Below are 12,473 nucleotides of genomic sequence, written 5' to 3'. Positions count from 1 at the left end.
TGAGTGTTAATATCTCGTATTTTGAGATAAAAATTTCACATTTTAATTCTTTTTTGTAACTAAAAGTACATACAGTCGTACATAGAATTACATTTCTAACTCAAAATATTTATATGAAAAAAAGACAAATACTGATTATATTTTCTTTAATAGGCGGGATAATATTTTCGCCCTATCTATTTACAAATTGTAGCTGGATTACTGACTTATTACCTAAAGGGACTTCTGACATCAGTAGTGCAATTGGTGGCATCACCACACCTTTTGTAGGTCTTTTGTCTGCTTACTTAGTTTATTTAGCATTCACTGAGCAAATAAAAGCAAACACGATTCAAAGGGAAGCTCTTGACAGGCAAGATCAAAATCTTCAAAGGGAAAAAGAGGATCGATACCAGGATATCACATTTCAAAATGCATCAAAGATACTTGATCAACTCCAATCTAAATATCAAACTATTTCTAGTGAATATAGCTCTGCGAAGAATCAAGCAAATTCTCTCACGGACCCAAGTATCAACAGAAGCTTAGTCGCAGATGAAGCTTTTTTTGAGGCTTCAAGAAAATTTGCAAGTACAAACAAAGCTCTTGATAAACTAATTAAAAGTAGAATGTTTTCTTTAGGTGATCCTTATAAGTCCTTTCTCCTTGAACAGGTAAATACAATTTACGAAGTATTTATTTTCCCTTTCAGTAGAGAATTTCATGTTAAAAAAAATAGCCCTTATTTTCAACACCAATATCAAGGGTATTTAACCAATGAACTTGATGATGACATAGAAGCTACAGGTATTAAGAACTTTATTGAAAAAGACAAAGTCTGTGAGAAGGATCATATAACTGAATAATAATTCTTTTCATACAAGTAGGCCGTTGTAAAAACGGCCTACAATTTATATCACAAAACCTTCTTCATCTCATCAATCACCCCTTCCAACAAAAACTCCACATAGTGAGATTGTGTCATCCTTGTATCGGAATGCCCCATCATCTTTGCTACAGCTTCCATACTTACCTTGTTATGGTTCACCATGTGTGTAGCAAAAGTTCTACGTCCCATATGAGAAGTCAATCGCTCAGGAACAATCCCCAACACTACCGCAATCTGCTTTAGCTTTTTGTTGTAGATCTGATTGCAATAGATCCTTTGAGAAGACTGTTTATCTGTCGCTGGAAGTTGTCCTCCCCACTTTTGTAAGATGGCTTTTGCTTTTGGGGATAATGGTACTACAAAATCCTTATCCGTCTTGGAGCGAGTCATACGGATAAACTGTATACCCTCGTGCTCAAAGACATGCTGTTCCTGATCAAATCGAGCTAAGGTTTCATAGCTCAATCCCGTATAACACTGGAACAAAAAGAGGTCTCTCACTTTCTGTAAAGAATGTTTTTCAGACTGATAGTTTTCTAACCGTTGCAGCTCCGCAATGGTTAGCGCATCTACCTTTTTTTGCTTGGTCTTGGGAAGTTGTAGATCCATCAACGGATTGTAAGCGATATACCCATTTTCTACAGATAAGCGAAGAGCTGCACGAATCGATCGGATAAACAACTTTGCTGTTACAGGATCGTTGTGAGTAGGGAAATCCACATACCAGGTAAGCATTCTTCGACCTTCCAAAGCAGTCACTTCATTTACCCCTAAACTCAATTGCTTACTTTCGGATAGGTAACGATGGAGCAGACCTTTAAAGGTTTTATATCGCTTCAGCGTATTGCTCTGAAGTTTCTCGATCTTCTGCTTATACTCAATCAATTCATCATAGGCAGAAAGTAGTGTGGGTACTTTCTTAAACCCTTCACGATACACCTGACTTATTCTCCTGGCAGTTACCGTTTCACCCTGAATACGAAGGTCCGTAAACACTTGAATTAAGTCTGTCTGTATCAATTGTAGTTGGTGATTGAACTGATAGGCTTCAGCGTGTTTACTATTGACTCGCTGTAACTCTCCCATCCAGTACTCAGGAAAAAGTCGAATTCCAGTAGAGAAATTGGATCGTTTCCCGTCTACCGTAATTCGACAAGTAATGATTACTTCACCTGAAGCATCCTCTGCTTTTCGCAGCCAAAACAATAGCTGCATACGCTCTCTTTTTTTGCATTATGCTTAAAATTTAATTGAAAAAAGGGCGCAAAAATAGAGAGATGGATGAATACTTCATTTGATAATATTCACTAAAAAGAAGTGTTTAAGTTAATATTTATCAATGAATAATTAGCGATCCCTCATCTGCTCTTCCAGCATTTTCTCCAACTCAAACTTCAATCGTCCAATGGTCACTTTGGCATAATGCGACTGCGTAATCCGTGTATCTGCATGTCCCAACATTTCCGCAACGACCTCCAAGCTAACACCCTTATCATTCAGCATACGAGTCGCAAAGGTACGTCTGCCCATATGGGTAGTCATTCGCTGTGGCTCAATCGCACAATCGATAGCCAGTTCTTTCAACTTACGATTATAGTTGGTGTTGTGGTAGATCTTATGTTTAGAAAGTCTATTAGAGGATGGTGGTAATCTTCTCCCCCACCGCAACAGAATCGTTTTCGCTGAATGGAATAGTGGCACAACAAAATCACGATCCGTTTTAGAGCGAGTCATAATGATGTACTCAATCCCGTCTTCCAGGTGTACATGCTCATCATATTCAAATCGAACTAAAGCCTCATAGCTCAGCCCTGTATAGCACTGGAATAAAAACAGATCTCTTACCTTTCTGATATCTTCTGTCTTGGGTTTGTATTCTTCTATTCGTTGCAGCTCCTCTTTGCTAAGGGCATCCACCGTTTTCTTTCCCTTGACGGTTGGGAACCGTAAATCACTCAGTGGGTTGAAAGGGATTTGTCCATTCTGGGCAGCTAACCGTAGGCAAGCACTTATTGATCGTACAAAAAGTTTACTATTAAATAATGATTCGTGTGTACTTTGATTAGCATACCAGGTAAAGATTCGTAATCCATGGGCTGGAACTACTTCTATTGCCAACATACCAAGATACTCTTGCTCTTCCAGGTAGCGCAACAACACTCTTCGGAAGGTATAATACTTTTTGAGCGTACTTTTCTGCAGTCTTTCGATATTGACTTTGTATTCAATCAGCTGATCATAAGCATCAATCAACTTTAACTGGTCCTCAGTCCCTTTTCGGTAGATCTTCGAAACCAATGCCGGAGTGACCACTTTTCCAAGCCGCAACTGCTCTTGGTGAACCTCATACAGCTGAGATTCCATCATCAAGAGTTGCTGATTGTAACTTTTGTACAGTGGTTCTGATTTCTTTACTCGCTTGCGATCATTATCCCAATCCTCTCCTTTGATACAGATACCTGTAGATATGTCGGATCGCTTTTTACCAATAATAATCCTACAAGCAATATGAAACGTATCCCCTCCATGCTTTCCCTCTGTCGCTCTTTTCCAGAAACTTATATTCATTTTCTATGGACTTTTTTGATGAGAATATAGAGGTAGGAGCGTTGCTAAACCCTTGCTAAAATTTTGCCGTAACCAAATGCCGTATCCGTCACCTGATCCGTCACCAAAAAGGGTCTCGTAACCGAATCCGTAACCTCGTAAATTACAAATCCATAAGAGATTGAAATACAGCTACATATAAGCATAAAGCATAAAAAACAGCTATCTAGCGAAGGGCTAAATAGCTGTTTTTTGCCTCAAAATCAATGATTCAGTAGCACCACCAGGAATCGAACCTGGATCTAAGGCTCCGGAAACCCACGTGTTATCCATTACACCATGGTGCCATTTCTATTTTAGTCATCCAAATATAAAGATTCTTTTCTTTTTCCTAAAAACATTCCTACACTCTCTTCTCACCTCTTTGATTCTCAGAATGAAATATTTCTTTTTAGGCTAACGACAAAAATAACCCTGTCAAAAAAGTAGTGCCTGTAAATTTGAAGATAAGGGAAAGCTTTCGCTTTCCCTGGGTATTTATTGGTTATCTAAAAATAGTTTTCTTGTTATTTTGTGATGGTCTGTTGTCCTTATCTCGAGTAGGTAAATTCCTTTTGAAAGACCTTTTACCGGGATCGTGTGGGTGTTTTTTCCTTTGGGCAGTAAGCCTGAGGAAATTACCTTACCTGCTAAATCCCGTATATACCATGCGCTCGCTAATTGTCCCTGTAAGTACCAGCGTAGTGTTACTTCTTCTTGGGCTGGTACAGGGTAAAGTTCCATTTGATATTGCGCTGTAACCTCTATCCCTGATACCAGTTCGTTGGTCTCTATACTGTATATTGTTGACCATCCTTTGGTATTTCCTTCACTACTGACTGCTGCTACCCGAATATGATATACCGTAACAGGACTCAGGTTATTTAGGGTATAACTGGTATTGGCTTGACCTATGATGGTTTCCTCAGCCACCATGGTCTCGAAGGCGGTATCAGTAGCTACCTGAATATGATATTTTTCTGTAAAAGGTGCTTGCTCCCAAGCGATATAAAGGGCGTTATCCTCTTTGCGCTCTTCCATTACAGAAGTGATGAGCGTTGGTATGGCAGGCCACTCCTTTGATGTTCTGAAACGGTGTGTTATCCAGCGGGAATCCTTATCCCCTGAAATTGATTTGATACGAACATCATAATACGCCAGTACTTCCAACTCATTGGAAAAAGTATATGTTTCTAGAGAGGCGGTCACTGTATCCGCTATGAGTAAAGCGCTACTTTCAAAAGTATCTTTAGACTCCTTGACCTGAACCACCAATTGCTCGCTTATCTCAGAAGCATTCCATTTTAAGGTCAGCTGAGGGTTCACCCCTCTTTCGTCATTACTTGGCGAGATCAAGTTGGGATCCTTGAGTCCATCCAATCGGAAAGTCTGTACAGGAGAGTAAGTGCTATACCCTACCATATTATGACTCCTAACCCTCCAATAATAGTCGGTTTCCGCTTGCAGATGGGTTACCGAGAAGGTGGTGTCCGTCAAAGTGTCTACGGCTATAGAAAGCTCTTGCATTTCTTTGTCTGTACTCACTTCCAAGGCGTATCCCATAGCCATGGTACCATGTGTCCATTGTAACTGGGCTTCATCCCTATTCAAGCTCCCTTCTTCAGTAATAGGAACAACACTCCCCGGTTTCTCCAAGTGTTGCCATGTGCTAGAAGGCTGTACATTACCATACCTGTCATAAGCCCAAATAGAGTAAAACAGTGCATCCGAATCGTTCATGGGAACATTGGTCGTATACTCATCCTTATAACTCACGATTCGAAAATCAGTACGAATAGCAGGATCTTGCTCCTGACTCTCGGATTCTAGAATCAAATAGCGAACACTATCTCCTTTTTCGTAATCCCATTTCAAGGTTGTCAACCCTCCTTCTTCCTGCTCAAAACGGATTTGCTGAGGCACTGCTGCAGAAAAGACCGTATCGGCATTGAGTCGTGCTGGGACAATAGCTCCTTCATTATAAACATTATCCCTTATATACTCATAAAGCCCATTCACCTTCCAAAAAAAACTTGCCGAGAAGAAGACGTTTCCTTTCACCCCTTTATCTGCATTAGAACGATTGATTTCCACTTGCTTCTTTATTTCACTCAAGGACCACCCTGTGGCTGTAGCCGCTGCACGTTGGTTACTGACTTGTCCCATCGTATTCATGTAGTATTTATCCTCATGTAATACCACCTCCTGGGAGTCTACAGTTTTTCTCGCTGCCGGATTGGTTCCCAAATAGTGAATCGCCTGTCCAGTATACACACGGCTGTTGTACTTCTTCGCAACTGCTGCCCACCAGTTGTTCAAGATCAAGTAATCCTGCCCGCTACCTGTCGTCCAATACTGCTGAGGGGTCACATAATCTACGGTTCCATCCCTCATCCATGCCAATGGGTCACAATAAATCTGATGGTATGCATCCATACCATACACATCACTCTTGTCTGGTAATGTAACCCCATATTCCTCAGCCACCTGCTGATCCATTGTCCAGATCCCAAAAGGACTGACTCCAAACTCTAAGTAAGGCTTCTTGGCTTTTACCGCTTCATTCACCTTTCGAACCATATCATTGATACTGGCTCTACGAAAATCTCCCCTGCTCATCCCTTCCTCTGCATAGGTATCAAAGGCTTCCTGATCCTGTTCATCTCTTGTGCCGTCATAGGAATAAAAATAATCATCAAAGTGCACCCCGTCCACATCGTAGTTCTCCACCATGTCTGCGGCTACCTCTGCGACATAGTCAGCCACCTCTGGAAGTCCCGGGTTTAATATAAGCTGATACTGATAACCTCCCAGCTCCTGTTTCCAATACTTACCCTCTATCGTCCATTCCGGATGTTTTCGGTAAATATGGTTTTCATCAAAATCTTCCGGATTAAAAGGAGCTCTTGAAGGAACGGCGGCACGATAAGGATTCATCCAAGCGTGCACTTCTATCCCTCTCTTGTGTGCTTCTTCAATCACCCATTGCAAAGGATCATAACCAGGATCTTTTCCTTCTGTACCGGAAGCATAACGGGACCAAGGTTCTATATTGGACTTGTATAATGCATCACAGGCAGGACGTACCTGAAAAAAAACAGCATTCAGTCCAATTTCAGCAAAACCGTCCATCATCTCCACTAGCTTGGCTTTTTGTGTTTTCGAATCACTAAAGAATGTCTTCTTTGGCCAATCATTATTATAAACGGAAGTCAACCATACCGCTCGCATTTCTTGTTCAGGGCTTTCTTGTGCCAGTATATTACTTGCCAGTAGTAGCAACCCTATTAAAAAGTATAATTTACGCATATTTGTGAGTTATTATTGGATGATTTATCCTTGCTATAGTGCTTAAAAAATAAGGTTGGTAGCATATTACACAATACCCTACCAACCCTTAGCACTTATTTGGAACCACATCTTTTGGGATTCCAAACAAATTCTTAATAATGTAGATGCCTCAATGCATCTTTTCTATTTAAGTTAAATTACTTCACGAATAATTTTCCTGAGTACATTCCTTCTGTAGTCTCCAATTTCAGCAGATAAAGTCCTCCTTTTACTTGTCGCAACGAAATATTCAGAAGCCCTTTAGCCGACACCTTTGCATCTCCACCTGACACTACCGCTCCAGTAAGGTCAAATAGTTGCCATTTAACGTTCTTCTGGGAATAACTACTTAGTTGTACCTGCACAGATTCACTTGCTGGGTTTGGATACATAGTAATACCTCCAAGCTCAAACATCTCAATGCCTGCAACGACATCTCCTGTTGTAAATGCTACCACAGTAGACCACGCACCTTTATTTCCATCTTTATTCTCCCCTGCTATGCGTAAATAATAAGTCGTGTTAGGCTTTAAGTTCTTAAGTTCTAGACTATTTTCTGGCGCATTTACGGCCTGGCTACTTACCCCTTCTGCAAAGTTTTCATCTTCTGACACCTCAATCAAATACCTAAGCGCATACTCGTCTGTCTGCCAAGCCACTGCCACGACAGGATCCGTTAATACTATATTATTCTCAGGAGAAGTCACTGTGACCATTGCAGGATAATTATAGCCTGTTCTAAAACGGTGTGTCACCCATAATGACTCGCTATTATCATTCAGTGTTTGTATACGAATATCATAGTAATTATAAGCGTTCAAAGCATTCTCCAGCGTATACATTCCAGTAGAAGCATCAACTTCTTTATTCAACACTAAGTTATCTGTATCCTCAAAAGAAGCTGTCGCGTCCTTGATCTGAATGCGAAGGTTAGTCGCATCCTCTGCAGCTTCCCATTCTACTGTAAGCATAGGATTCAACCCTCTTTGATTATTCACTGGAGATAATAACATTGGATTTTTTACCGCATCGATGGTAAACTTATGTACTTCAGTAAAGTCACTAGCACCTGAAACACTCAATGACTGAAGTTGCCAATAATAAGGCGTAGACCCATCCAGTGTCAATTGCTCAAGGGCAAACGAAGTAGCCGTAAGAGTATCAATGCTGTATAGGATCTCACTCATATCTTCTTGCAAGCTGATTTGCATTCGGTAAGCCGTTGCGCCTGAAGCCGCTTCCCATTCTAGCACTGCATCTCTGGCTATTAAAATATCTTTTCCTGAGGTAATCACCGGTACATCTGGCGTTTCTAAAGCAGTCCATGAAGTAGATTTCTGTACAAAACCCTTACGGTCATAAGCCCATATTGCTACGTACTTCTGTCCTTCAGGTACTGCGCTATTCACTTGTGTATGTACCGTATCATAGGTTACCGCTACCAAATGCTGCTCTATACTTGGTGTTTGTTGTGGGTCTTCTGTTTCCAAAATAAGAAAACGATAAGCCTCTGCATTCGGATAAGTCCATGTTAATACCTCTGCATTATACCCTTCCACAAGATCCATACGAATATCTGTCACCTCTGTACCGTCCCAAGATGGATTCTCATTAATCATGGATGGCACAATGGATTGAGCCGTATAGATTTCTTTTTTCATATAGTCAGACAAACCACTTACTCTCCAGAAATCATTGGCCCTGAAGTATACGCTTCCTTTTACTCCTTTCGCCTCATTTGCCCGGTTTATCTCCACCTGTGTCTTAATCTCTCCCAAAGTCCAGGCTGCCGTAGCCGCTACTCTATTATTGGCTTCAGTCAGGTCCATGTATGACTTCATCTCGTGAAGGTCCTGATCTCCTTCTTGTGTTACTCTTGCTCCAGGGTTATTCCCCAATCGATAGGTTCCTTGTCCTGTATATACATGGCTATTAAACTTCTCAGCCATATCTGCCCACCAGTTGTTCAGGGTACGATAATCCTGTCCACCACCTGTAGGCCAGTACTGTTGAGGGGTAACATAATCTACTGTTCCTTCTTTCATCCAAGCCAAAGCGTCACAATAAATAGCATTATAAGCATCCAATCCTACGATTCCTGACGGCAAACTCACACCATACTCACTGGCAGCCGCTGCGCTTGTACTCCAGATACCAAATGGACTAATTCCAAAGCGAACATAGTCCTTCTCTAGTTTAATAGCATTGTACACCTTACGCACCATACTATTGATACTGGCACGACGAAAATCTCCTCTGTCCATTCCCACCTCTGCGTATTTATTGAACTCAGCCTGATCAAGTGCATCAGAAGTTCCCCCATAAGCATAAAAATAATCATCGAAGTGAATGCCGTCCACGTCATATCTTTTGACCACATCAGCAACAACCTCTGCGATATAATCAGCGACTTCCGGTTTACCTGGATTAAGGATATACCCTCCGTCACTATACTTAATCGCCCAGTCTGGGTGCTCTTTGTACACATGTCCTTCTGCAAAATAGCTATCCGATGGATTTTTGGCGGAAGCAATACGGTAAGGGTTCATCCAAGCGTGCACCTCCATACCTCTTTTGTGTCCTTCATCAATCACAAATTGCAAAGGATCATACCCCGGGTCCTGTCCTTGTACACCAGTCAAAAAGCGTGACCATGGTTCCAGGTCAGACTGATACAAAGCATCACACTCCGGTCTAATTTGAAAAAAGACAGCGTTCAATCCTATTTCCTGAAAGCGATCCATCATCTGGATTAAATCTGCTTTCTGTGCTTGAACATTCCCACGATCTGTACTTTTTGGCCAATCCAGGTTACTCACAGAGGTTAACCATACGGCCCTCATTTCTTGCTCTGGAACTTGTGCGTAAAGCGATTGCTGTACCGCAAACAGCAAACTCCAAAGGATTAGTATCTTTTTAATTTTCATATATATGAAGCTTTTTGGTGAAAAAGATTTCTATAGTCTGACAGGATTAATTTTTCTATTGATGCTGAGGGTTAAAAGTACTTTTATGATGGAAAAAAACCCTAGTACAGAATAGCTCCGTAATAGGGTTTTTTTGGTATTGTTAATGATATTTGAAATGTATCATTATCATTATTTTTTCTCAGCGTCGATTGCGATACCGTAAGCCTCAATACCTTCGATATACATCTCTACTTCGTCTTTACCCAACTCACCGTCAAGTTTGAAACGCTTGATACCTGAAGGAATTGCTTCTTCGCCCTCAGCTACAGCTGCAGCTCTGTAAGCCCAGTATACATAACCTGAGTTTGGATCTACAGCGATACCTGTGATACCTATTGCCTCATTTGTTCCTCCTTCTGCATCAAATGGTGCATCGTCGATCAATTCCTCATCCGAACCATCAAGGTTTGCACGATAAAACTTAACAGAAGCAGCGTCATTCGCTTTGTTTGTTGAGAAGTAAACTTTACCATTTACTTTATCTACAGCGAATGCTTTTACAGTGTGTCCTTGTAGCAAACCACCAGCAGCTGGAAGTGCTGTTGTTACTCCGATGTCACCATCCTCAAATCTCCAAAGACCTCTGTGGTTCGAAGCTTTTGACCACCAGTACTCACCGTCTACCACTCTGAAGTCACCATTCAAGGCACCCCATCCGTAACCGTATCCACCACCGTCTACGTTCAGTCCGTAAGATGAGTAGTATGCTAGTTCATTGTTTGCAACCAATTTCAAGTCTGCAAGACCTGCTGGAGCAATCTCTAGGTTCTCTGATGATGCTGGAATTTGGTAAACCCCTGCGTTTCTATCTGTAAAGTAAATCTTACCGTTAGCAATATCTCCAGCGAATGGATCGCTATAGTGATCAGTGTTTTCCGCCTCAGTATCTGTCAAGAACTTCGCGTGAACCATTACCTGATCGTTAGCATCTACTGACATGATAGAACCTGGGATCTCCTGTGCAAAAGTACCCCATACTACGTCAGATCCTGCATTGAAAATATATAGTTTATTCTCTGCATATCTCAATGTCAATGGGTGACCTGCTAAATCAATAGCCATATCAGAAACTTTTGGACCCAATACGTTTATTTTACCTTTCAATAGCGTACCGTCTTTCTGAGCGATATACAAAGTAGGAGCCAACTCTGCTTTTACTGTGATGATTTCCTCTGTTTTCAACATACCGTCACCACCTTCTGAAAGGTTAGCATCCGCCATAGTAACTGCTAGCTTTAGCGTCAATTCACCATCGTTGATGAACTGTGCTACTGGTGCAGCTACAGAAGCAGCGTTTGCGCTGATCTCAGCACCTGTTACTACGTCTGCTGCATCAGAACCTTCAGCTACAAATTCCCATGAGATCTCAGAAACACCTTTATTATCTGGATCGTAAACTGAATAAGAAAGTGTGATCTCCTCACCTGTGATCGCCTCTTTGTCCAAAGAGATCTCAGGAAGTGCCTCAGAGATTGATACCTCTCTAGTAATCATTGCAGACTCCGCACCGTTTGGTGTCAACATTACTTTGTATGCACCTGGGTACTTAAACGTGTACGTAAGATCTTTCTCTGTAGACTCATGCAGTACAGTCTCACCTTGCATTACTTTCCACTCGAATGACTCTGCTCCTTGTGTCAGGTTAGAAAAAGTAAGCGCATTACCCGCGATTGCTAGCTCCTGATCCCAAACAGCTACTACTTCATTATCAAATGTTTTTTCACAAGAAAATAGCATAGCAGCAATGGTGATACCACCAATTACTCTCTTAGCGTGTTGTAAATAGTTCATTTATAGTATTAATTTAATTATGAATAAAAAATATCAGCACTGTTACAGTTTTGAGTTTCTATTTAGCTTGAATGTTATCTCAATGATCACAGTTTCGCTGTTTATTGTTTTCTTTATTTGATTGTTATTCTAGACTCAAGAGAGAAGTTACTTACTCCACTGCCACTTTTTGCTTCACATTTTGACAGCACTACGTGTACTTTCTTATACTGATACTCTCCCAGTAAATCCTCTAAAGGAATTGCACTGTACATAGTGGAAAGCCACTCCTTACCGGCATCAGTCAAGTTGCCTTCTGCATCGTATTGTGCTGCAAGCTGCTCAGCAGTGGTTTGCTCCAGCTCAGTCACCAATAGTTTTTCGTGTCCTGCATCTGTAAGCGTACTGACTAGCTCTTCAATAAACATTGCCTTGACCTCAGCGTCCAAAGAAGCTGCAAAAGTCGCAATCGACTCAACGATTACTCCCTCGATAATTGTTGTCTTTGATTGTTTATTGACTGATCTAAACGTTGAAGGAATATCCAAGGCTACCGTCTTCTGGTAGGTCTTACTATCCAGTTTAAAATCATTTTCGCTGAAGCTATACTGTGCGTGTACCTCGTAAGGAACTACTTCTGTTTCTATCTCTCTAGAAAAACTAAAGTTTACGGAAGGAATCTTAAATAGATATTGCTCGGTAGTAGTTGCCTGCCACCACAAATAGAACCCTTCGTAATTTTTGGCTCCCACGATCCAGTAATCGATCGTCGTTTCAGTTTCTCTTCCTGCGGTTGCTGCAGGCTGAAACGGCGACATATAAATATTAGGAGCAAAGCCTTGCATCTCCCCTAATTCACCCAAAGGATCATTTTGCTCACAAGCAGAGAAGGATACCGCCCAAACTGCCAATATAGCATACCATATCTTCTTCATCTTTATCATTGGTTA

General features: G+C 41.2%; 7 protein-coding genes and 1 tRNA gene. 1 reads left to right on the top strand and 7 read right to left on the bottom strand.

The window, feature by feature from the left end; genetic code table 11:
• The first annotated feature begins 113 nt into the window (after positions 1-113).
• Complete coding sequence (locus tag ABD985_RS13125) at positions 114-845, top strand: hypothetical protein (RefSeq protein WP_345372424.1); 732 nt, start codon at positions 114-116, stop codon at positions 843-845.
• 50 nt (positions 846-895) lie between these two features.
• On the opposite strand, the gene ABD985_RS13120 is transcribed toward ABD985_RS13125, so the two are convergent.
• From ABD985_RS13120 to ABD985_RS13090, 7 genes are all read right to left on the bottom strand, one after another.
• Positions 896-2,083, bottom strand: a complete 1,188-nt coding sequence (locus tag ABD985_RS13120) for a tyrosine-type recombinase/integrase (protein WP_345372422.1) — start codon at positions 2,081-2,083, stop codon at positions 896-898.
• A gap of 132 nt (positions 2,084-2,215) precedes the next feature.
• Positions 2,216-3,436, bottom strand: coding sequence for a tyrosine-type recombinase/integrase (locus tag ABD985_RS13115; protein WP_345372420.1), 1,221 nt, complete (start codon positions 3,434-3,436; stop codon positions 2,216-2,218).
• A gap of 254 nt (positions 3,437-3,690) precedes the next feature.
• Positions 3,691-3,762, bottom strand: a tRNA-Arg gene (locus ABD985_RS13110).
• 190 nt (positions 3,763-3,952) lie between these two features.
• Positions 3,953-6,763, bottom strand: a complete 2,811-nt coding sequence (locus ABD985_RS13105) for a family 10 glycosylhydrolase (protein WP_345372418.1) — start codon at positions 6,761-6,763, stop codon at positions 3,953-3,955.
• A 179-nt stretch (positions 6,764-6,942) separates the two neighbouring features.
• Positions 6,943-9,711 (bottom strand): family 10 glycosylhydrolase, encoded by a 2,769-nt coding sequence (locus ABD985_RS13100; RefSeq protein ID WP_345372417.1) that lies wholly within the window; start codon positions 9,709-9,711, stop codon positions 6,943-6,945.
• A gap of 171 nt (positions 9,712-9,882) precedes the next feature.
• Complete coding sequence (locus ABD985_RS13095) at positions 9,883-11,544, bottom strand: PQQ-dependent sugar dehydrogenase family protein (protein WP_345372415.1); 1,662 nt, start codon at positions 11,542-11,544, stop codon at positions 9,883-9,885.
• Between the two features lie 113 nt (positions 11,545-11,657).
• A complete protein-coding gene (locus ABD985_RS13090; protein ID WP_345372414.1) occupies positions 11,658-12,458 on the bottom strand; it encodes a hypothetical protein in 801 nt (266 codons plus the stop codon).
• Between the last annotated feature and the right edge of the window lie 15 nt (positions 12,459-12,473).

It is taken from the genome of Algivirga pacifica (assembly GCF_039543525.1).
Lineage (GTDB): Bacteria > Bacteroidota > Bacteroidia > Cytophagales > Flammeovirgaceae > Algivirga > Algivirga pacifica.
The sequence above is the reverse complement of the archived record's forward strand: the minus strand, read 5'-3'. Positions and strand labels throughout refer to the sequence as shown.

Coding starts and splice junctions, on each gene's coding strand:
- ABD985_RS13125 (WP_345372424.1), top strand. CDS start 114: ATGAAAAAAAGACAAATACTGATTATATTTTCTTTAATAGGCGGGATA.
- ABD985_RS13120 (WP_345372422.1), bottom strand. CDS start 2,083: ATGCAGCTATTGTTTTGGCTGCGAAAAGCAGAGGATGCTTCAGGTGAA.
- ABD985_RS13115 (WP_345372420.1), bottom strand. CDS start 3,436: ATGAATATAAGTTTCTGGAAAAGAGCGACAGAGGGAAAGCATGGAGGG.
- ABD985_RS13105 (WP_345372418.1), bottom strand. CDS start 6,763: ATGCGTAAATTATACTTTTTAATAGGGTTGCTACTACTGGCAAGTAAT.
- ABD985_RS13100 (WP_345372417.1), bottom strand. CDS start 9,711: ATGAAAATTAAAAAGATACTAATCCTTTGGAGTTTGCTGTTTGCGGTA.
- ABD985_RS13095 (WP_345372415.1), bottom strand. CDS start 11,544: ATGAACTATTTACAACACGCTAAGAGAGTAATTGGTGGTATCACCATT.
- ABD985_RS13090 (WP_345372414.1), bottom strand. CDS start 12,458: ATGAAGAAGATATGGTATGCTATATTGGCAGTTTGGGCGGTATCCTTC.